A 22,667-nucleotide genomic window follows, 5' to 3' on the forward strand; every position below is an offset into this window, starting at 1 on the left:
TTGCTAATGGCTGCTTTACTATTTATAGTTTAAAGTGCTGAACTTCTTTGTTTAACTTCTCTGCCATCGATGCTAAATGATCTGTATTTTTTGAGATTTCATCCATCGTCGCGACTGTTTGATCGATTGTTGCGGTCGTTTGCTCTACCCCTGCGGCAGATTGCTCAGATATTGCTGCTATTTCATCGATAGAACGGTTAATTTGTTCCGTTGTTGTGGAAATACCTTGTAAGTTTTCTGTGATGCCTTGAATATTACTAAACATACTATTAACGGCTGAAGCAATTTGTTCAAAGGTTGTATTTGTAGTCGTAATTTGCTCTGTGCCCCTTTTTACTTCTTCATAGCCCGTTTGAAGTGATGCTGTAACCCCAACTGTTTCATTTTGAATACGTCCCACTATAGATGAAATATCCGTCACAGAATAGGATACTTGTTCAGCAAGCTTGCGCACTTCATCGGCCACAACCGCAAAACCTTTGCCTTGCTCCCCTGCCCTTGCTGCTTCGATTGCAGCATTCAATGCTAATAAGTTGGTTTGGTTGGCAATATCATCAATAACAGAAACTAATTTAGAAATTTCTTGTGATTGCCTATTTAAGCCTTCAACATTTGCAACAGCCTCTTGGACGATTTTATCAATAGCAAACATTTGCTGTGTTGAAGTATTCATTAAATGTTGTCCACTTGCTGTAAGCTGCAAAACTTCACTCGAATAGCCTTGTAAATCTTTACCTTGTATATTAGCCTGCTGAACATTTATTTTAAATGTCTCCATCATTTGAGCTAAGTCTCCAGCATTATGTGCTTGTGATTCAGAACCACCCGCTAGTTCAAGCATTGTGAGGGCAATCTGTTCTGCACCTGTTTTTACTTCTAAAGAAGATTGTGCAAGTTGTTCACTGTTGGCAGCAACGTTCCCAGAAACTACATTTATCGAACCAATGATTTCATGGAGCTTACGATTTAATGCATTTGTCGATTGTACGAGTAAGCCAATTTCATCTTTCATTCTTTCAGGCAATGGAGGCTGACTAATATCACCATCTGCCATTTGCGAAATTTTTTGTATGACTGCTTTTATCGGATTGGCAATCATATGCGCCGATATGTAAGCGGTTACAATCGCGACGATAGTAGTGATTATACCTATCATTAAACCTATATTCATCGTTTGCTTCGATTGAGCAATCATCTCCTGCCCAAGCTTATTAATAGAAGCTTCTCTTGCACCTGCAAGCTCCTCGTACCCCTCTCTAATTTCTGTTGCAAGACGATCAACAGAATTAAGATTTTGAATAGCCGCTTCTACATTTCCTTTGTCATATTCAGCAAATACATCCGTTTGTACAAAACTTCGCCATTCTCTTGCTTTTTCAACCGTCTTCGATAAGCTTTTATCTGTCGACAATTCATTTAGTATTGTATTGTTTTCTTCTGCGATTTTAATATAATCATCGAATTCTTGTTTATATTTTTGATTTCCCGTAAGTACGTAGCTTTTCGCAGCAGTTGTTCGAACACTAATCGTTGATGATAGTTTTTCACTTGCTGTTAACAACTGTAACTCTTTATTGACAATTTCCTCTCCAGCACTAATGACACGTTTATTGGCGAAAAAGCTATAGGTGTTAAAACAAGCGATGAAAAATACTACAATAAAAAATGCACTAATAATTTTAGCTCTAATTGTTTTGAACCTAAGTTTTTGTAACATACTATTTTCCCCTTTCGTTCGTGAAATTATTTAAATTCCTACTATTAATCAACATTTCCCGCCAACTTTTGCGGGCAATGTATTCATCTATTTCTACCTAAATATAACATATATTACCTATCACACCTATGACTCTAACTATGTATTTCACACTTTTTAATAAGCAAAAAAATCCCCATAATACGTGCTTTTATAAGTATTCTTCGACTAATAAAGTTATTTTTATATCATTCCTTACCCTTATTTTGATTTCTCTATTTGCACATTGCCTACAAGCTTTTCAATAATATCGAGGTACATTATTTTTATTACTATATTTTTTGAAAAAATGGGTTGGCATGCATTGTTAGCCGTATGTTTCACAGGTTTTATTTATCAAACTGAAACATTTGTAATGAAACTGTAAATTCAAGCGATAAAGCCTTTTATATCAAGGTTTACAGATATGTCAATGCTCACTGTGGTAACATTTACCTCACAGAAGCCCTACTTTTTCATGCTACGATTATTGCAACAGCAAGCAAACAGATATGATTTTACTGCTCGCTTACAGGAGGTAAAAAGTATGAAAAAAAATTTTTTAAAAACTACACTAGCATTGTCGATTGGATTTAGCTCATTTGGAATCGCTCAAGCATCCTTTGAACCAATCAAAGTGGAAGCTGCAACGACAAATGCACAACATAATGACCAAGCTGTTGCAGCGAAGGCAGATCAACTTATTCAAACAGGGAAAAGTTTAATTGGTAAGGCCACATACAGCAATTCAGTGTACAAGTCTACATATCCTTACAAGTTTTCTTGTGCTTCATTCATCATGTATATTTTTGAAAAAAATGGAGTTGATATTGGGACGTATAATGAAAACTATATGATTCAGCAAGGGACATATGTTCCTAAAAGCCAATTACAAAAAGGCGATTTAGTATTTTTCAAAAGTAAAAAAACAGGTACAGATCCCGACCATGTAGGCATGTACATTGGAAATAACAAAATTATTCATATGGCTGATTCGAAACAAAATATCGTCATTTCAGATATGGGTAGCAAACCTTATTATACTGACAACTATGTATCTGCACGCAGAGTATTACCAACATTACTATCGGCTAACCCTGCAACAAAAGGTGATAAAATTGTTGAAAATGCCTTAACTTATAAAAATAAAGTAACGATAAGCTCAATAAATAAAGAACAAAGCTTACGTTTTACAGCACCTGGTTTCGTAGAATACGTTTATCGTAAGAGCGGTGTAAAACTTAGCACAACAAACTTAAAAGATCAAATGGCTAAAGGAACTACGGTCTCTCGTGCCAATTTAAAAAAGGGCGACTTAGTGTTCTTTAATAGTGTGAAAGGGTCAAAAAACCCATCCCTTGTAGGTATTTACGCTGGAGATCAACGTATCATCATTCCAACTTCAAGTGGTGTTACTACTAGAGTACTCTTTGTGGATTACTATAAAGAGCATTATATAACAGCAAAACGTGTATTTTAAGTAATCAATGGCTCTGTGATAACACGATGTCTACAATTGCAAGAAAATAAAACATAGCATACAAGCATGGTATAATCATGCTTTGTATGCTATGTTTTTGATATATAAAGCGGCAACTTTCATTTTGCAAAGTGTCATTCTCTATGCATAGAAAGCCTTGCTTCACTTAAAGGTAATTGATGATAAGTGGTCGTTAGGACTGAAGTCTATATTTGCTTTAATTGGTTAGCAAATTCAATCATCGATCGACTAGACATCGGGCCCTTTATTAATACAATTGTATCTTTATCAAGTTTTGGTTTAAGTATTTCTAATACACCTGTAACATCTTTGAATATATGAACCTCTGCCGTTGTTCCATCTTTTTTTGCTTGTGCTGCTATATCTTCTGCTCTTTTTCCAATTGTCATAAGCATTTCAATATTTCTCTGTGCCACCATCGAACCAATCTCACGATGATACTTTTCTTCGAAAAGACCCAATCGCTTTATATCACCTAATATAAGGATTATTTTTTTATCTTTTCCTATCGTATCTAAAACCTTCAAAGCAGCTTCAACTGATGTTGGGTTATTTGTCCATGTATCGTCTATAATGGTACTTTCACCGATACCAGTTGAAAATTCTAGGTGCCTTGCCATCGGTTTAAATGTTTTTAAACGCGAGATTGCAGTTTCGATAGACAATCCCATTTCCTTTATAGCTGCGATAGCTGCTAGTGCATTATACACTTGATGTTCTCCGTAACCAGGTACAAAAATAGTATATTTTTCATTTAATAGTTGAAGAGTAAATTTCATCCCATTGTTCGTAAATTCAATGTTAGATGCTTTGTAATCTGCTTGTTTCTGGACGCCAATAGTAATAATTTTCCCTTTAAACGTATGCAATGGTACTTTTTTTGTATTTTCATCATCACCATTGATGATTAATGTGCCATCCTCAGACAATCCCTCTAAAATTTCCGATTTTGCTTTTATATAGCCCTCAAGGTTTTTACATCCATCTAAATGATGGACACCGATATTAGTAATAATACCAATTGTCGGTTTGTAGATCATACATTGATGTTTAATGTTACCTGTATTCCCCAGACCAAGCTCAAATACCGCTGCTTTTGTTGTTTTATCGATGCCCGTTAAATAGGGTAAAGATTGGCGCGGCTCGTTTTTACTACTAATAGATGCCTGCACATTCCAATCTTTACTTGCAATATGTTTAATCATTTCTTTTGTTGTTGTTTTCCCACATGTTCCAGTTAATGCGACCACTGGTATATCAAAAAGTCCTCTATAATATTCGATAAACTTCCAATATGCCTGCAAAGTACTTTTTACTTGAATAACAGTCGTATTCGCTAGTGCGTTTTTTAGTTCACTTAAAGGTTTATCTGAAATGACGAGGGATGGCCCCTTATGATCTATTTCCTTCCAATTAATGGACTCACTTTTATTGATAAACATTAGTGTATTTTTTTGCGTTAAATCGTGGCGGTTATAATAAATAGCATGTTTGACAAACCATTGTTCAGAACCGCTGACTAATACCCCTTGTAGTAACTTTCTAATCACAGTTACACTTATATTTTGCACGTTACCTCCGTCCCCCCTCTCATTAGAGTATGAAAAATGATAGCTAGACGCTTGGGTAAAGGAGCGGTTCCTTCCCTATTTCTAGCAATGATTATTATTTGTTGATATGTTTTATCTTTTATTTAGAGCGCTCCTTTCTAGTAGATTACTATACAATATTATTAACTAACTTCATGTGACACAGTGTTTATCCTGTTGTCCTTGCATCTCTTTTTACCGTGCATCTCCTCTAAATGGTTTTTTTATTTTTAAATCGGCTGCCAAATTGGAAATTTGCTGACTATACATATCCCCTTTTATCAGAACAATTGTATTTTCATCTACAATTTCATGTAATAGCTTATAAACGAGTGTACTATTTTTAAAAGTATAAACAGGTTTGTTAAATCCTAGCTTTACTGCATGATCAGCCATAATTCGCGCATGCTCTCCTATTGTAATAAGAACATCTACACCAATGCGATTGATTAACTCTCCTGCTTGCTCATGGATGATATATCCCCAAGACCCTAAATCGGTGATTGTTCCAATAACGGCAATCTTTTTCATGCCCTCACCTATCGAATTCAAGACCTTTAATGCTGCTTCTAGGGAAGTAGTTGTTAAACTCCAAGTATCATCTATCAACAATGATTTATTAATTCCTTCGAAAAGTTGTAGCTGCTTTTTCATTTTCTTAAATGTAGCCAACTGTTTGATTGCTACAGGAATAGGGACATTCAATTCGTTGATGGCAGCAATTGCGGCTAATGCATTATATACTTGATGCTCTCCAAACCCAGGGACAAACACTTCATATTTTTTCATATTGTAGTGCATTGTAAACTGCATGCCATTTTCAACGTATCGAATATGACTTGCTTTAAAATCACATGATGGATGCTGACCAATTTTAATAATATCTCCTTTGAACTTCGACAAATCTATTTTTTTTATATTGGCATCTTCCGCATTGAGAATTAATGAACCGTTTGGGTCCACAATCTCAGCCATTTCACCTTTGGCCTGTATATAACCTTCTAAAGTTTTACAATAATTTAAATGGTGGGCTCCGATATTCGTAATAATACCGATAGTTGGCTTGAAATATTTTCCTGCAGTCCTTACATCCCCTGGTGATCCAACAGCTGTTTCAAAAACGGCAACTTCTGTTTCATCGTCAATGCTAAGTAAATATTGCAAAGAAGCTGTTCTAGAATTACTACTTAAAGTAGTGGCAGCAACTTCTTTTTCAGCTGAAAGAATATGTTTAATCATCTCCTTCGTTGTTGTTTTTCCTGAAGTTCCAGTAATTGCAATAACAGGGATATCAAATTGACTACGATAATAATGTACAAACTTCCAGTAGGCCTCAACTGCATTCTCTACTTGAATGATGATTACGTATGGAGGAATTTCATGCTGATTATATAGCCGATCTGTTACAAGCACTAATGGGGAAAGAGGCTCAAGATTTTTCCAGTTGATAATGCGTTTAGATGTAAAAAGTGCAGTGTACGGTTTTTTTACTTGTTTTAGTCGATATGCGCCATACTGGATCAGCACCTCATCCGACCCATGCAACAATTTACCTGCAATAATCGCTGTTAAATTCTTCACCGATAGAGGCTTCATATCAATTCACACTCCTTTCATTTCTATTATATGAATCGCCATAAAAGTTGCTTGGATGTAAACAGGATACATAACTAGAAGAAAACTATTCCACAGCATATATATAAAATGTATATTAATAATCCAAGTGCCAATTGAAGGAGTGATTATACTGAAGGCAATTATATTTATCGGTACAAACAAATCTGGATCTAGTCGTGAAGCGATAAAAGCAGCAGAAAGGTTGGGTTACTTTACCGTACTTTTCACAAACAATCCAAAACAATTACAACAGAGAAAAGCCTACCCAGACATTCATAAAATGGTTCTCATCGATACTTCCAATATAGAAGATATGATAGAAGAAATTCACAATTTGTTTGATACCGGATTAGAGATAAAATCCATTGTTAGTTTTGTAGACCCCTTTGTTCATATTGCCTCTATTTTATGTGATGAGTTTTGTCAAAACTATACGTCGTCAGCTGCTATTGAAATGATGGAAGATAAAGAAAAAACAAGGAATCTATTAAAAGATCAACCTTATTCCCCTAAATTTGTTCTAAAAAAACCACACGAATCATTTACAAATAATATGGTATTCCCACTAATAGTCAAATCACCTAAATCAACAGGTTCTAAAGACGTACTGTTTGCGACAAATAAAGACCAACTCGATACACACCTTACATTTCTCCAAAATAAAAATCCTGGGGAAACCATCATGATTGAAGAATATATTGATGGTCCTCAATATTTAGTTGAAGCCCTCGTTTATAAAAACCAAGTTTATACAATCGGCATTATTGAACAAGAGATTACACAAGGAAAGCGATTTATTATTACAGGCTATGGTGTACTCGCAGAAGTACCACCACATATTCAAAAAGGTATTGAAGAGGTACTCCATTCGATCGTTGAAGTATTTGATATTGAAAATGGAACATTGCATTTAGAACTCCGTTTAACAGAGAATGGATGGAAGCTCATTGAAATAAATCCTAGAATTTCAGGCGGCGCTATGAATAACATGCTACATGCCGCATTCGGATTTAGTTATGTTGAAGAAACGCTTAAGTTATTTTTAGGTGAACAACCTAATGTAAATCCACGTCATAATAAGTTCATTTTTACAAAATATGTGATTGTAGAAAGTAAAGGTGTGTTAGAAAGAGTCATTGGGAGAAATAAAGCTACGAAATCAACAGGGGTTGTAGATGTGTATGTAAAGCCTAGAAAAGGAACAATTTTAACCCCTCCATTATCTATGGGGCATCGCTATGCCTATGTTATTGCCGAGGGTAAATCGTTAGCTCAAGCTAAAAATCATGCGATTACAGCCGCTAAAGAAATAAAATTTCTAATACGAGCCTTATAGCGTTCCATATAAACAGTTTTTGCGAATGTAGCTACATGCTGCTACATTCGCAAAAATAAAGAAATAATTACGCAACTAAGTATTGTACATATTATTTTTATTTCCGCATTAACACAAACACCCCGAGTAGTTGACCTATTAAATTGGCAACTGCTCGGGTTATTTTATTTATTCCTTAAATGTATCATCTAAAAATTTAACCGTTTCAAACATATTAGTTTTACTTGCGCCCTTCACGAGAATCGTGTCATCAGGTTTAACAAGTTTCTCTAGCAAGGCATGTAATTGATCTTTGTTCGTATAATGATAGATATTCTCTTGTTTCATCCCTTTAGCCTTTGCTGCTGCACCAATTTCCTCTGTCCTGAACCCATAAGTAATTAAAAGGTCAATACTTTGGTCAGCAATATGTTCACCCAATTTACGATATTCTTCTTCTCTTAAATCTCCTAATTCCCGCATCTGACCAATTATTGCAATCCGCCTCTTCTTTCCGACATTTGTCAGTACTTCAAGAGCAGCTCTTACACCTTGAGGATGCGAATGCACAGTATCATCTATTACTGTAATATTTTCGCGACAATTATACACTGTCAATCTGCGTGGTGGTTTTTTGAAATGCAAGCCTGCTTTTATGTCCTGCGGTGTAAAACCTAAATAATCAGCCACAGCAATTGCATTTAGCGCATTATATACATGATGTTCGCCTAAAATTGGAATAAATAATTGGATTTCCTGCCCTTGGAGTTTCATTTTAAAGGACATACCATTTTCTTTATATTGAATATCATAAGCTCGATAGTCTGCGTCCGTCTTTACACCAGTTGTCAGTATTTTTCCCTTAAATTGATCAGTTAATAGATATTTCGAGTTTTCATCGTCTTTATTCAAGATAAGTAACCCTTGTTGGTCCATACCTTGTATCAATTCAGATTTAGCTTTGGCAACTAGTCTAACATCACCATCAAAGTTACCAACATGTGCAAGGCCGATATTTGTTACGATACTAATATTCGGTTGAATAATGCTACAGTGATTCGTAATAATCCCTGGATAAGCCATTCCATATTCTAGAACGACGGCTTGATGAGAATCATTAATTTCTTCAGCATGTTTTTTAGTATGTTCTGTCGTATTCCAATAATCTTTCGATTCAAAAACATTCCATTTTTTCGATAATATTGATCCTAAAAATGCCTTAGATGTTGTCTTCCCTGCACTCCCAGTAATTGCAATAATTGGTTTTTCAGTTTTTGCTGCACCATAAGTCGGCTTTTGCTCTACAGGCTTAGGTATTGGCTCTACAATCGTAGGCTTTGGCTCTACTTGTTTAGGTTTAGAATCTACGAGATTTGGTTTTTGTTTAACCCTTGCTTTTTTTACATGCGGTTTGTTTTCTGCTAAGTATTTTGCGTAGCGAATTGAATGAATCACGACATCTAATTCTAAATAAAATGCTGGTGGACAGCCTGGACGCCAGTTTACTTCATAGACCCATATTCTTTGTTGTGCATCTAGTCCAACATCAATGCCAATTTCGTCTATGACTTCGCCAAACTTCGTCATTTGAATATCATCTAGATGGCGTGCCAATGATAATGAAAAATGCTCTAACATACGTCGAATATTATAAGCTTCTTCCTGGAACTCCTGCTCCAAAAACGGATCTAAATAATTTGTATATCCCCCATTGTTTATATTCGGAATTATCGAGCCATGTGGCGCTATACGTGGATAAACAGTCGTCACAACCCATTTTCCCTCACCATTTTTTTGCACATGGAGACGAAAATCATACACTTGACCCGATTTCATTTTTGATTGAATATATGGTTGCATAATGAACGTTCCCGTAGCAAGAAGCTCATTTACTAATGCGTTCAACTGAGGTTTTGAATACATACGGTTATCACTATTTTGTCTTACTTCGAATGTATCCCCTATTTTTATAATGAAATAAATTCCTTTACCTTTCCGACCATCAATCGGTTTAAATACTATTTTTTTATGATGGGCGATATAACTATGAAATACATCAATGTTCTTTACTATTTCTGTAGGAATAATATATTTCTCAAATTCTTTCGCTTCTTTTAATCGCTCCATGACATTCCATTTATTCCCTATAGAATGTGTAGTAAATGGTATTTCCTTTTTCAATTTATTTATAATATCTTTTGACACCGATAATTTTTCTGGACTTCCAGCATTATAAATGACATCTGGAAAGGGCATCACTCTTTCTTGCCATTGCCCATCTTCTAATACCTTCCCATTGATAGTACGGTTGTCAAAGTTTACCTTTCTAGGTGTAAAGTAAAAAAAATCTACCCCTTCTGCTTTTGCAACTGCAGCATATGCATATGACTTAAGAACAGTTTTAGGATCTAGACGATGATGCAACATTCCTATAATTGTCATGCATTAATCTTCCTTTCTATAGATTCTTTCTATTAAATTCAGATTACGCAGCTTGCATATGGACAGATGCTCTAGTTTTTCAATTATTTTAGTAGTTTTACTATAGGACATTTCTTACCACTTAGGCTCAATGATGAATTTCTTTTTTAATAAATCAGGATTTAATAACTGAATTGCTGAAATACTGCCTAGCTCAATGGACTTTTCTGTAGTTGTTCTTTCGAGTCGTACAACATCGGCAATTGAGTTCGTTTCATTGCCTTCATAATCATAAGCTCGTAACAGTGAAATCGTTCCTCGGCAACGCTCCTTATCCACTTCTTCAATACGGAAATATTCTGTTTCAAATTGTTTAACAGTATCTATTAATCGTAAATGTGCTCCATTGTGCGTTATTAAAAAAAAGGGAATGGTATCACTACCAACGATTTTTACAAGAAGCTGACCATAATATTTCGAATGAAAATTTGTGATTATATCCTGAAGTGCTTTTATATCGTATAGCGCTTCACTTACAAAGTGGGTTCTTCCTTTTCCAACACTCATTGTCCCCAGCCCCATCCTGTTCCATTTTCGCAATGTATTATTACACGAACGATAGCAAAATATTTATTTGTCCTTTCTCGTTATAATATGTACGTTATCGAAATATGACGACATAATTTAGAAGATAGCATTAAAAAATAACGGCGTTTTACATAAAAAAAAGAATGCTAGGAGTTTACCTAGCATCCTTCACAATATCGAAAGTAATTTCCATGCACTTTTCCCGCGAAAGTACCCTAATTCCGCGATTCAGGTGCTTTTTTCCGCGATGTTAAGCTTTTATTCCGCGATTTTAAGCGATTATTCCGCGGTTCGAAGCGGTTTTTCCGCGAAGGTACTTTAATTTCGCGATTCAGGTACAACTTGTTGATTTCCTTGATTAAGTAAGATTACACCACCGATAATTAATGAAATGCCAATTGCTGTATAAAGATTAAAAATATCGCCCCAAATAACAATGCCTATAACGACTGTTAAAGCTGTACCAACACCAGACCAAATTGCATAGGCTAAACTTAATGGTAAAGTTTTTAAGCATAAGGACAAGCAATAAAAAGAAATGCCATAACCAAATGCAACGGCGATGGACGGCCCAACTACGGTAAAGCCTTCAGATAGCTTAAGCATTGTAGTCGCAAATACTTCACAGACAATAGATATAGCTAAAAATATATACCCTTTCATTCTAAAATCCCCCTAATGGCTACCGCCAGCGATGTTTAAAATTACCACCCCGATAATAATTAAAAATATACCCGCAAGCTTTTTAACATTAAAATATTCTTTATACAGTACAACGCCTACAACAGCTGTTAACGCTGTGCCTAACCCTGCCCATATTGCATAAGCTGTGCCGATTGCTAAAGATTGCAAAGTTAATGATAGAAAATAAAAAGCTGCGCCATAGCCAATGACCACACCGAGTGAAGGTAACAGCCGCTTAAATCCCGCAGTGAGTTTCAACATAGAGCTAGCAAAAACTTCAGAAACAATAGCTATGAATAAATATCCTAATGCACTCATGTTTCATCATCCTTTCTTGTCATTTGCAATAATTGTTCAAAAACACTGTCTGTTACTTCTTGTGAAACTGGTGCAATATTTAATAACTTTGAATAATACAAACCATCAATTGTTAAGCGAATCATATGAACGATCGATGAATCAAGACCATCGTTCAACAGACTTTCGAGCAATTGCTCATAGGCAATAGAAATCGAGTTATCATCATCGTGGATAATTTGAATGGCGATATTTATCCAAGCTCCTTTATCATAATCTTGTTGTGACGCTAAGATGAATCCCCTTGTACGTTTACCAGTACCATACTCCAGCTCAGTTAGTGCTTCAAAAGAATCTACAAATTCAGTCATTATGGTTTGTGCAATAGCCGAATAGAGCTCATCCTTTGTTTTAAAATGATACAGGAGTCCTCCCTTACTGATGCTTGCTTTTTGGGCAATTTTGTCCAAAGTTAAAGTATGTATATCATGTTCCTTTAAAAATTGGAGCGACGCTTGGATAATGTGAGAGCGTTTTAAATGTGCCTTGGATGTCATCATATCCCTCCTTATAAGCTATCAGAAAAAAACCGTCTGGACGGTCTTTTTATTGTATAAAAATAAAGGAAGTATCGTCAACAAACAAACCCCAAATAGTATGCACTATTTGGGGCTTTGTCAATTTATTCAGATTTACAGTAATCCTGCATTTTCTAAAAATGTCCGTGCTACATCTTCTACACTTTTTCCTTCAACGTTTACTTGATAATTCATTTCACGCATTTCGTCATCAGTTATTTGATTGGCAAGCTTGCCTAACACCTGTTCAAGCTCAGGATACTTATCGAGTGTTTCCTTTCTTAACAATGGTGCTCCTTGATAAGGTGGGAATAACTGTTGATCATCTATTAATACAGTCAAATCATATTGTCGTAACTCGCTATCAGTTGAATAAGCATCTAATAAATCAATATTGCCCGATTGAATAGCTTGATATCTAAGCTTTGGTTCCATTGTCGTAATAGAAGCAATATTAATGTCATAGCGCTTTTGAATACCTAAATAACCATCCTCACGATCATTAAACTCCAACGTAAACCCTGCTTTTACTGTATTTTGAATTGCTTTAATATCTGATATTGTTTTTAAATCATAGTTTTCCGCCAGTTGTTTTGAAACGGCCAATGCGTACGTATTGTTGTACTTCATAGGGTGGAGCATAACCATATCAAATTTTTCCAGCATGCCTTCTTTTGCCTGTTTATAAACATCTGCTTGGTCATTATTTACTGCTTGCTCTTTTAAAAATTCCGCTATTGCTGTACCTGTAAATTCAGGATATATATCAATACTCCCCGATTTAAGCGCATTAAAGACAAAGGAAGTTTTACCGAGCCCAGGTTTTAATTGCACATGTAAATCTGTGTCATTTTCAATTAATAATTTGTACATATTAATTAATATTTCCGGCTCAGAGCCTAGTTTACCTGCAATCACTATGTCCTCTTTGTCATTATTATTAATGAGTGGCATGACAATTAACACGATTGCTGCCACACAAATCGCACTTAATGCCATAACTGTTCTTTTGAAAGATAGTGATTCTAGCTTTTTCAATAGATAATCAAACACTAGTGCTAAAATAGCAGCTGGTACAGCACCTAAAATGATGAGGGATGCATTATTACGGTCGATACCAAGTAAAATAATATCCCCTAATCCACCAGCACCGATTAATGCTGCAAGAGTGGCGGTTCCGACTATTAGCACCATCGCTGTCCGAATACCTGCCATTATTACAGGCATCGCAAGTGGTAGTTCTACCTTCACTAATCTTCTTGTTGTATTCATCCCCATCGCTAATGCCGCTTCCTTTAAAGATGGGTCTACTTCATTTATGCCCGTAAATGTATTGCGTAAAATAGGAAGTAGCGCATAGACAACAAGAGCGATAATAGCAGGAGTTTTGCCAATTCCAAGCAACGGAATTAACAAACCTAATAGCGCTAATGAAGGTATCGTTTGTAATGCTGCACTAATCCCAATAACGCTTTCTGCTATTTTCTTTTTATTCGTTAAATAAATTCCAAGTGGAATCGCAATAATTACTGCAAAAAATAGCGCAATAAATGAAATTTGGATATGCTCTATTAATGATGCAATGAGCTGTCCTTTGCGTTCATTTAAGACGTCAAAAAAATTAGTCATTTCCTTCACCTCGTTCTGAGGCTAAAAATTGTAACACCGATTGCCTAGTAATAACGCCAATAATTTCAGTTCCATTCTTGACTACAACACATTCTAGTTGAGCTAATTGCTGAAGTATACTTTGTAAGGAATCTTCGACGGCTACACTATAGTTAACATAATTTTGATGTTCCTCTTTAGCAAATGGTTGTATGACTTGTTGAATGGTAAATACACTGAAGGGATCATCCTTTAGTCCAATAAATTTTTGGACAAAATCATTCACTGGATTTTGTATAATGTCTTGGGGCGTGCCAATTTGGACTATTTCCCCATCTTTCATCACACATATCCGATCCCCGAGCTTCAACGCTTCTTGCATATCATGAGAAACAAAGACGATTGTTTTTTGTATCGCTCGTTGAAGCTCTAATAAATCGTCTTGTAATTTTGTACGACTTATTGGATCTAGTGCACTGAAAGGCTCATCCATTAATATAATTTCAGGATCTGCGGCCAAGGCACGAATCACGCCAACCCGTTGCTGTTCACCGCCCGAAAGTTCCTTTGGCTTCCGCTCACTATATTTATCTGGTTCAAGCCCTACCATTTCTAATAATTCATGAACGCGTTGCTGGATTGCTGTCGTACTCCATTTTTTCATTTCAGGGACAACCGCAATATTTTCTTCTATTGTCATATGCGGAAAAAGCGCAATTTGTTGGAGCACATAACCAATATTCCATCGTAGTTCATGTATGTTATAATCGCTAATTCTTTTTCCGTTAATTCGTATTGTCCCTTCAGTTAAATGAATTAATCGATTAATCATTTTAAGTAACGTCGTTTTTCCACAACCACTAGGGCCTATAATGACAAAAAATTCTCCTTTCTGGATTTCAAGATTAATGGAATTTACTGCAACTTGGTTGCTTCCATATGTTTTCGTAACATTCTCAAATGCTATCATTTTCTAAGCTCCTTATTCATGAAAAGTTCTCACTTGTTTTGATATTTTAACTAGCACCGTTCGTCTCTCCAGTATATCTTTCCACATTCTAAAGAAGATAAACTGCCAAAAGCTTATGGACTTAAATTTTACCTTTAATTTTAACAAATACCATAAATATGAAATATAAATTTATATAGTATACGATACTTCAATATCGTAACAAACGCACATATAACGAAACTTTTTCATATTAAAGTTCGTTCTATTAATAATGAAATTAGTGAAAACCGATGCTTTTTATTGTCTAGTTGTTTTACAATAATAAGAGAGTCATTTATTTTTTAATGGGAAAGAAAGGAGGAAGGTGTTGCTCATATTCAACATCTATACACTACATGAGATTTTTAAAAAAACTATTCATTGGAATGATTGTCATAGCATCTGTGATCGGTATTTCTACTTATATGATGATTCAGCTATTTAAGCCTGCCGATACACCCTTACAAGAGTATGTAGATGAAGGTCCTAGTGTTGAAGAATTCATTGGCTCCATTGCAGAAACTGCAAGACAGCTCGGTGCAGAAAATGACTTATATGCATCTGTCATGATTGCACAAGCCATTTTAGAGAGCAAGCAAGGGCAAAGTGGTCTTGGTTCTGCTCCGAATAACAATTTATTTGGCATGAAAGGCAAATATCAAAACGATTCCGTAACACTTGAAACATTTGAGGATGATGGCTCTGGTAATTTAACAACTGTGATGGCTGAATTCCGCAAATATCCTTCCTATGAAGAATCCATGAAGGATTATGTTCGTTTACTTCGCAACGGTGTATCCTGGAACCAAAACTTTTATAATGGTGTCTTTAAAAGTAATACAAAGTCCTATTCAGATGCAACAAAGTTTTTAACTGGCTCGTACGCAACGGATTCATCATATAATGAAAAACTAAATGAATTGATTGCTAAGTACGACTTACAACAATATGACAGCCCTGTAAAAAACAAAAAAACGATTACAGTCGCGGATGGTGACTCTCTTATGCATATCGCTCAGGCCCATAATGTTAAGGTTACATCTATTAAGCAATGGAACCAGCTTCGCACAGATTCTATTGAAGCGGGGCAGCAATTAAATATATATCAATATTAAGTAATTAAACGCTATTTTCAATAGGTACACATGCTTTGAGGTATTCAACCGTTCAACAGTTGAATACCTCTTTTTACATTCTCCATTTATAGCGCTTAATAAAATATACTTCCAACTCCTGTAATTGTCGTTGCTAAATCATCACGATATAGTGCATGCTGTTTATCGAGACTATTAATATTAACCTCGTTACCCCCGAGTGATGAATGGACATAAAGGGACTGACCTAAGTACATTGCAACATGACCTGGGAAAAATAATAGATCGCCTTTTTGCATGCCGTCAAATGCTATTTCCTTAATTGGAAAACCTTCGACGATTTTCGCATCTCGGAAAATGGTCACACCATTTAACATATAAGCGATCGAACATAAACCAGAACAATCAATGCCAAGCGGTGACTTTCCTCCCCATCGATATGGTGTTGCTAAATAGCTAAGTGCCGTTTGCACGACATTTTCTCGGAACGCATGCTCCTCAAGGCTATTTTCTGCGACTTTTGGATGCAGCCATTGTTGACGTATATACCCTAGTTCTCCCGTTGCCAATTGAATAGCCGCCCATTCCTTATTTAACGCCTTATTAGCAATGACTTGCACTATTGACCCTTTTACTAATGTCATCATTTTCGAACTTTGAATTTTCGGTTCATGTAACACATCTGCAAAGCGTTGATGAATAACCTGTTGCGCATTTAGAACCCAAGCACTTGTTTTCAAATCGTCTATGAGCAAATGTTTTTTTTCACAATAGCCTTCATAACGGTAGGCCGTTTCAATGCGGACCCAATTGGTCGCTAACTCCTCAATAATTTGAACAGGCATGCCATAAAGGACTTCGTCAATCAGCTCAGAAGCGCTATCTGGTTTAGCATGTAGATTGGCAATCATTGTGATAACAATTGCATTCATGTCGCCTCTCCTTTCTGTCTAATCAGTGTGTCAAAAACAGCCTTCGATAGATGACCTATTATTTGTCGCGCGATATCATTTTCAGTAACTTCTGTCATAAATACGCCAATACTATAATCTTGAACGTCACTGTAGACGATCCCTACATCATGGTCAACGCTTTCAAGACCACCTGTTTTATGGGCAATTTCTACATCATCGGCTATATACCTTCTTAAAGATTCATGAAAACGCTGGCGGCACAAAATATCAATGACAAGCTGACTAAACTCTGGATTTAGTAAGTTTTTTGCATAAATTCGACTAAAAAGATGTGCCATATCTCGCGCACATGTAATATTATCTACACCATTAGCAAGTCGTTCGAAGTCCATCATTTTTCGTTGCACTTGTGTATGCATTAGACCAATTTGTCGACAAAACATATTAATGACATCCATACCGATAAAATCTATTAATACATTCGTTGCTGTATTATCACTTGTTGTAATCATCCATATTAAAAGTTCATTAATCGTACTTGTCGTTATTTTTTGTTCGCTAATTACACTAAAATCGACCCAGTCCTCACGACGTATCGTTATTATTTGATGTAATGATTCATGGTGATTTTGTAAATAATCTAAAACAGCAATAAGTATTGGCACCTTAATTAAGCTTGCACTAGAGAATGGCTCATCTAGACGTTCTGTAATAATGAACTGATTCGTCTTAAAATCTTTTACAAACATATGCACTTTGAACGGCGCGTCATCTATTATGTGTTGAATCGTCTGTTGCATCGTTCACCTACCCTATAACTTTTATTTTTTGCGTTTCTGCATGTACGGTAATTGTTCGTCCTAGAGGAAGTGACATTGTCGGTAAGCAGTGACCACAGGCAAGGTCCATTAAAATCGGTTTCTTCAATGGTACTAAAATCTCCTCAAAAATAGTGTTTAGTGATAAGCTACGTTCGGGATGCTCTGGATGATCTGGTCCGCAATTTGTCCATGCCCCTAGTAACAATCCTTGTGCTTCATCGAGCTTACCAGCTAATTTCAACTGTGTCAGCATGCGATCCACACGTTGCTCGCTCTCATCTATATCTTCTAAAAATAAAATTTTATCCTTAGTATCAATTTCATATGGTGTGCCTAATGAAGCCGTTATCAGTGTTAAATTGCCACCAACAAGCTGTCCTGTCGCCTTTCCCGTAACGAGAGTTGTCATTGGTTGGTGGGGAGGATTTAGCAGCAGGCAGTTGTTATCTGTTGCCATCACTTGCTTCATAAAGGAATCCCACGTAAATTGGTCCATGTTTTGAGCAATAAATTCTGTTGATGGCATCGGCGTATGGTAAGTAACAAAGCCACATTTTTGATTAAAAGCGATATGTAATGCTGTCACATCGCTATAACCTGCAAATACCTTTGGGTTATTTTTAATCATTTCAAAATCAAGTCTTGGTAAAATTTTTGTAGCTCCGTACCCTCCTCGTATACAGAAAACGCCATCCACCTGCGGATTACGGAACATTTCATTCACATCATGCGCACGAAGTTCATCTGAACCTGCTAAATAACCATGTCTTGCACGACACGTTTCACCCACTATTACGTTAAAACCGAGTTTTTCAATACTAACAATTGCGGGGTAAAGCTTTTCTGGTGGCGTAGCACCTGAAGCACTGATCAGTCCGATTGTAGCCCCTTTAGTTAAAGCTTTAGGTCGAATCATTCATTAACCTCCACTTTTTTAGATGTATGATAATTTTCGATTTCCTCTTCGTTCGCTAATACAAAATGCCCTTTCTCAATTTCCACAAATGACGGCGGTGACTTTTCATATCGGTGCTGTAATGGATTATAAATTTCTACTACCTTTGCCCTCTCCTTATATGGATTTGGCTCAGGTACTGCTGACAGCAATGCACGCGTATACGGATGTATTGGATTAGTAAAAAGCTTTTCTGTTTCAGCTAGCTCGACAATATTCCCTTTGTAAATGACGGCAGTACGATCCGTAATAAATCGTACGATTGATAAATCATGAGCAATAAATAAGTATGTTAAGTTATTTTTTGCTTGTATGTTCGACAGCAAATTAAGTACTTGCGCCCGAATTGACACATCCAATGCAGAAATCGGCTCATCTGCAATTATAAATTCTGGCTCCATCACTAAGGCACGGGCAATCCCAATACGTTGACGCTGACCACCTGAAAATTCATGTGGAAAACGACTAGCGAATTCAGGCAATAGGCCAACATTTAATAGCGCGTTTTGTACTTTTTGTTGACGGTCAGCCTCATCTTTAAAATTTTTCGTATTTATGAGACCTTCTGAAATAATATAGTCGACCTTTGCCCGTTCATTGAGCGATGCCATCGGGTCTTGAAAAATCATTTGTATTTTTTGCGTAATTTCACGGTCCCAACTTTTAGTTATTTTGCCGTTAATTTTCTTGCCATGATACAATATTTGACCACTCGTGACTTCATTGATGCGCATAATGGCACGGCCAATGGTCGTTTTTCCTGAGCCCGATTCACCCACTAAGCCGAATGTTTCGCCTTTATAAATGTCAAAACTCACATTGTCAATTGCGACAAACTTATTTTTCCCTTTGCCAAAAATAATGTTCAAGTTTTTCACTTCGACTAATACTTCTTTATTGTTCATTGGCATACAGTCTCCCTTCTTCAAAAAACGCTTGTAGCGTTGCGGGAGGTTCTACTTTTGGTGCACGAGGGTCTAATAACCACGTACGTGCGTAATGTGTTTCACTTACTTGAAAAAATGGAGGACGTATCTCGTAATCAATCTTTAAGGCAAATTGATTACGCGGGGCAAAAGCATCTCCTTTAATTTCTTTAAAGAGGTTTGGTGGGGTCCCCTTAATAGAATAAAGCTGTTCCCCTTTTGACCCGAGCTGTGGTAATGAAGAAATAAGTGCCCATGTATATGGGTGTTTACCGTTAAAAAATACTTCATGTGTGCCACCAACTTCGATAACATCCCCTGCGTACATCACAGCGACACGATCCGCTACTTTTGCTACAACGCCTAAGTCATGTGTAATATAAACAGTTGTTAGTCCATATTTTTGTTGCAAACTTTTCAAAAGCTGTAAAATTTGTGCTTGAATGGTTACGTCCAGTGCCGTCGTCGGTTCATCACATATTAAAATTTTCGGTTTGCAAGCAAGTGCAATCGCGATAACAATACGTTGGCGCATTCCTCCTGAAAATTCGTGTGGGTATTGTTTATAGCGTTTCTCTACATCATAAATTCCGACGTCCGTTAATAGTTTGAGTGTTTCGTCATAAGCACTTTTGCCTTTTAGCCCTTGGTGTAACACAACACATTCCTCAATTTGTTTGCCGATTGGTTTTAATGGATTCAAAGATGTCATTGGGTCCTGTGTAACAATGGCGATTTCTTTACCACGGATATTCAACCATTGCTGTTCCGTTTTAAATTGTGCTAAATCCATATCGTTGTATAAAATTTGCCCTTGCTCGACAGTGCCGTTTTTATCGAGTAGGCCCATAATTGATTTCATAAGCACTGATTTACCTGAACCCGATTCACCAACAATGGCAAGACTTTCACCTTTATATAGATCAAGTGAGATATCTCGAATGGCTGTGAGTACTTGACCACGAAGTGTAAATGTAATGACTAAATTTTGAATCGCTAAAATACGAGATTTTGTTTGCTCCACTGCCATTTCATTTCCCCCCTACACATGATTTTTCGGGTCTGCTGCATCTGCAAATGAGTTACCAATAATATAAAATGCTATCGTAATAATGCTTAGTACAATACTGGGGAAAATTAACTGATATCTTAAGTCAGGTGACATCATAAGGACACGACCTTCATTAATTAAATTCCCTAGTGAAGGCTCACTAATTGGTAAACCTAAGCCAATATACGTTAAAAATACTTCTGCACCAATTGCAAATGGAATCGCCAGACTCATCCGAAGCATGATGACAGAAATTAAGTACGGGAGTAGATTTTTTATAATAATTCGATAATCAGACGTTCCCAAGCATTTGGATGCTAAATTGTATTCGCGATCTCGTAAAATAACAATCTGATTACGGATAAAACGCGCCATTTCTACCCAACCAGTAATGCACATGGCAATAATTATGGTCGAAATACTCGGACGTAATATATAGGACATTAAAATGAGAACAATCGTTGTTGGAATATTATCTACTACGTTATACAGCTGAGTAATCGGCATTTCTAATTTTCGAGAGAAGCCCCATAATGTGCCGATTGTAATTCCCACAACCGCTTCCACTAATGCGACAACACAGCCTATCATTAACGATGTCCTTGTCCCTGCCCAAATACGAGACCATAAATCCTGCCCTATTGAGTTCGTGCCAAACCAAAATTCAGCGTTTGGTGCAATATTACGTGCCTGTAATCCCGTTTGTTCATCAAGATATATTTCGGTCGGTGATTTTTGAGCTGGCAAATAAGGCTGCAACATGGTGAAAGCTACAATGATACAAACGATTATTAATAACAAGACAGCCATGCGGTTTTTCAAAAAAGATTGCCAAGTAGAACGCCAATAAGAATAGTTGGAGTATGCTGTTTCTTCCGCTTGACGATCACTCGCTTCAAAAAATTCAAATAGCTCTGCACGAGATTTGTCTGAAATATTATCTATCTCTTCGGTATAAATGCTCATTAGCGCACACTCTCCCCTTTCCCTAATTTAATGCGTGGATCAACAAGCGCCATGGCGATATCACCTAAAATTAAACCGATAATTCCCAGTGATGAAAAAACAAGCACTAAGCCTTGTACAATCGTATTATCCTGCCGTTGGATAGCATCAACGAGCAGTCCTCCCATGCCTGGAATAGAATACAATGATTCAATATAAATTGAGCCAGTGATAGTAAAAAGGATTGTTGCTGGCAAATATTGCGCCATCGGAATAAAGGCATTTCGCAATACATGACTAAACATCAGCGTGCGCTCTTTCACTCCTTTTGCACGTGCTAGCTTAATATAATCTTTGTTTAGTTCATCGACCATATAACGGCGCATCCACATCGCATAGGAAGCAGTCGGTGCTAACGCCATTGATATTAGTGGTAATAGCCAAGTAATTGGCCTGTATTCATCAAAGAGCATTGGTAAATGAAAAATATCGGTAATATACATTTGGATTACTAAGTAATACACTGCTGCTGGTACGGCTACGACAAAAACTATGTAGCCAGTCCCTAGCCGATCCAGCCATCGCCCCTTCATTTGAGCCATGAGAATACCCAGTGGCACACCGATAAGAAGCGATAAGACGACAGCCCCTAATCCAAATAACAGTGAATACGTTATTTTATCGGAAATAATTGTGACAACAGGTACATCCGTACGATATGTAACGGATTTGCCTAAATCACCATGCATTAAATCCGCATAAAAATGCCCCAATTGCACAGGCAATGGATCACGTAACCCTAAACTCGTTAAATAGGTTTCCTTTTGAGCTGGTGACATTTTCTCTGCCGCTGCCCCTAAATACCCTTCTTCGGGCATTAATCGTAGTAATGAAAACACAATCGTAATAATAATAAACAGTGTGAAAACGGATTGTAATAAACGCTTTCCTACATACCACAACATATCGAAGCCCTCCCCTCCATATTGATAGGTGTACAAAGCATGAAGGAGATGCCGAATCAGCATTTTCGGTCA

Annotated in this window: 20 protein-coding genes; 3 read left to right on the forward strand and 17 right to left on the reverse strand. The window is 36.6% G+C overall.

Features of this window, described 5'->3' with window-relative positions:
* Window positions 1–22 precede the first annotated feature (22 nt).
* On the reverse strand, window positions 23–1,717 hold the full coding sequence (locus JNUCC52_RS04090) for a methyl-accepting chemotaxis protein (protein ID WP_337981479.1): 1,695 nt from the start codon (window positions 1,715–1,717) through the stop codon (window positions 23–25).
* 565 nt (window positions 1,718–2,282) lie between these two features.
* Between JNUCC52_RS04090 and JNUCC52_RS04095 the strand changes: the two genes are divergently transcribed.
* Window positions 2,283–3,215, forward strand: a complete 933-nt coding sequence (locus JNUCC52_RS04095) for a C40 family peptidase (RefSeq protein ID WP_337981480.1) — start codon at window positions 2,283–2,285, stop codon at window positions 3,213–3,215.
* 206 nt (window positions 3,216–3,421) lie between these two features.
* Here the strand turns inward: JNUCC52_RS04095 and JNUCC52_RS04100 are convergent, their stop codons facing one another.
* Both JNUCC52_RS04100 and JNUCC52_RS04105 read right to left on the reverse strand, forming a co-directional pair.
* The gene (locus tag JNUCC52_RS04100) at window positions 3,422–4,807 is read right to left on the reverse strand and encodes a UDP-N-acetylmuramoyl-tripeptide--D-alanyl-D-alanine ligase (RefSeq protein WP_172771208.1); all 1,386 of its coding nucleotides are present in this window, start codon (window positions 4,805–4,807) and stop codon (window positions 3,422–3,424) included.
* A 213-nt stretch (window positions 4,808–5,020) separates the two neighbouring features.
* Window positions 5,021–6,421 (reverse strand): Mur ligase family protein, encoded by a 1,401-nt coding sequence (locus tag JNUCC52_RS04105; protein WP_172771207.1) that lies wholly within the window; start codon window positions 6,419–6,421, stop codon window positions 5,021–5,023.
* Window positions 6,422–6,572: 151 nt separating this feature from the next.
* On the opposite strand from JNUCC52_RS04105, the gene JNUCC52_RS04110 reads away from it, so the two are divergent.
* Window positions 6,573–7,778: an ATP-grasp domain-containing protein gene (locus JNUCC52_RS04110; protein WP_337982180.1), complete on the forward strand. Its 1,206-nt coding sequence runs from the start codon at window positions 6,573–6,575 to the stop codon at window positions 7,776–7,778.
* Between the two features lie 168 nt (window positions 7,779–7,946).
* On the opposite strand, the gene JNUCC52_RS04115 is transcribed toward JNUCC52_RS04110, so the two are convergent.
* The 7 genes from JNUCC52_RS04115 to JNUCC52_RS04145 all read right to left on the reverse strand — a co-directional run bounded on the left by JNUCC52_RS04115 (window position 7,947) and on the right by JNUCC52_RS04145 (window position 14,903).
* Window positions 7,947–10,199: a YheC/YheD family protein gene (locus tag JNUCC52_RS04115; RefSeq protein ID WP_337981481.1), complete on the reverse strand. Its 2,253-nt coding sequence runs from the start codon at window positions 10,197–10,199 to the stop codon at window positions 7,947–7,949.
* 114 nt (window positions 10,200–10,313) lie between these two features.
* Window positions 10,314–10,745 (reverse strand): CotY/CotZ family spore coat protein, encoded by a 432-nt coding sequence (locus JNUCC52_RS04120; protein WP_172771205.1) that lies wholly within the window; start codon window positions 10,743–10,745, stop codon window positions 10,314–10,316.
* Between the two features lie 339 nt (window positions 10,746–11,084).
* On the reverse strand, window positions 11,085–11,429 hold the full coding sequence (locus JNUCC52_RS04125; protein ID WP_172771204.1) for a DMT family transporter: 345 nt from the start codon (window positions 11,427–11,429) through the stop codon (window positions 11,085–11,087).
* A 12-nt stretch (window positions 11,430–11,441) separates the two neighbouring features.
* Window positions 11,442–11,768 carry a DMT family transporter gene (locus JNUCC52_RS04130; RefSeq protein WP_172771203.1) on the reverse strand — a complete coding sequence of 109 codons (327 nt, stop codon included), beginning with the start codon at window positions 11,766–11,768 and terminating at the stop codon, window positions 11,442–11,444.
* Window positions 11,765–12,307: a TetR/AcrR family transcriptional regulator gene (locus JNUCC52_RS04135; RefSeq protein ID WP_337981482.1), complete on the reverse strand. Its 543-nt coding sequence runs from the start codon at window positions 12,305–12,307 to the stop codon at window positions 11,765–11,767. Before JNUCC52_RS04135 ends, JNUCC52_RS04130 begins: the two co-directional genes overlap by 4 nt.
* A 132-nt stretch (window positions 12,308–12,439) precedes the next feature.
* Window positions 12,440–13,954, reverse strand: coding sequence for an osmoprotectant update ABC transporter permease/substrate-binding subunit OpuFB (opuFB, locus tag JNUCC52_RS04140; protein ID WP_337981483.1), 1,515 nt, complete (start codon window positions 13,952–13,954; stop codon window positions 12,440–12,442).
* Complete coding sequence (locus JNUCC52_RS04145; protein WP_337981484.1) at window positions 13,947–14,903, reverse strand: ABC transporter ATP-binding protein; 957 nt, start codon at window positions 14,901–14,903, stop codon at window positions 13,947–13,949. The genes opuFB and JNUCC52_RS04145 overlap by 8 nt, the downstream gene beginning before the upstream one ends.
* Window positions 14,904–15,280: 377 nt before the next feature.
* On the opposite strand from JNUCC52_RS04145, the gene JNUCC52_RS04150 reads away from it, so the two are divergent.
* On the forward strand, window positions 15,281–16,039 hold the full coding sequence (locus tag JNUCC52_RS04150) for a glucosaminidase domain-containing protein (protein ID WP_337981485.1): 759 nt from the start codon (window positions 15,281–15,283) through the stop codon (window positions 16,037–16,039).
* A gap of 95 nt (window positions 16,040–16,134) precedes the next feature.
* Here the strand turns inward: JNUCC52_RS04150 and JNUCC52_RS04155 are convergent, their stop codons facing one another.
* Genes JNUCC52_RS04155 through JNUCC52_RS04185 form a run of 7 tightly spaced genes read right to left on the reverse strand, consistent with a single transcriptional unit; the run spans window position 16,135 to window position 22,595 of the window.
* Window positions 16,135–16,950, reverse strand: coding sequence for an SH3 domain-containing C40 family peptidase (locus tag JNUCC52_RS04155; RefSeq protein ID WP_337981486.1), 816 nt, complete (start codon window positions 16,948–16,950; stop codon window positions 16,135–16,137).
* A complete protein-coding gene (locus JNUCC52_RS04160) occupies window positions 16,947–17,732 on the reverse strand; it encodes a serine hydrolase (protein ID WP_337981487.1) in 786 nt (261 codons plus the stop codon). The genes JNUCC52_RS04155 and JNUCC52_RS04160 overlap by 4 nt, the downstream gene beginning before the upstream one ends.
* 7 nt (window positions 17,733–17,739) lie before the next feature.
* A complete protein-coding gene (locus tag JNUCC52_RS04165; RefSeq protein WP_337981488.1) occupies window positions 17,740–18,669 on the reverse strand; it encodes a S66 peptidase family protein in 930 nt (309 codons plus the stop codon).
* Complete coding sequence (locus tag JNUCC52_RS04170; RefSeq protein ID WP_337981489.1) at window positions 18,666–19,613, reverse strand: ATP-binding cassette domain-containing protein; 948 nt, start codon at window positions 19,611–19,613, stop codon at window positions 18,666–18,668. Before JNUCC52_RS04170 ends, JNUCC52_RS04165 begins: the two co-directional genes overlap by 4 nt.
* Complete coding sequence (locus tag JNUCC52_RS04175) at window positions 19,603–20,664, reverse strand: ABC transporter ATP-binding protein (protein WP_337981490.1); 1,062 nt, start codon at window positions 20,662–20,664, stop codon at window positions 19,603–19,605. Before JNUCC52_RS04175 ends, JNUCC52_RS04170 begins: the two co-directional genes overlap by 11 nt.
* Before the next feature lie 12 nt (window positions 20,665–20,676).
* A complete protein-coding gene (locus JNUCC52_RS04180; RefSeq protein ID WP_172771193.1) occupies window positions 20,677–21,651 on the reverse strand; it encodes an ABC transporter permease in 975 nt (324 codons plus the stop codon).
* The gene (locus JNUCC52_RS04185; RefSeq protein WP_337981491.1) at window positions 21,651–22,595 is read right to left on the reverse strand and encodes an ABC transporter permease; all 945 of its coding nucleotides are present in this window, start codon (window positions 22,593–22,595) and stop codon (window positions 21,651–21,653) included. Before JNUCC52_RS04185 ends, JNUCC52_RS04180 begins: the two co-directional genes overlap by 1 nt.
* Window positions 22,596–22,667 lie beyond the last annotated feature (72 nt).

Origin of the sequence: Lysinibacillus sp. JNUCC-52, assembly GCF_015999545.1 — a bacterium.
Lineage (GTDB): Bacteria > Bacillota > Bacilli > Bacillales_A > Planococcaceae > Lysinibacillus.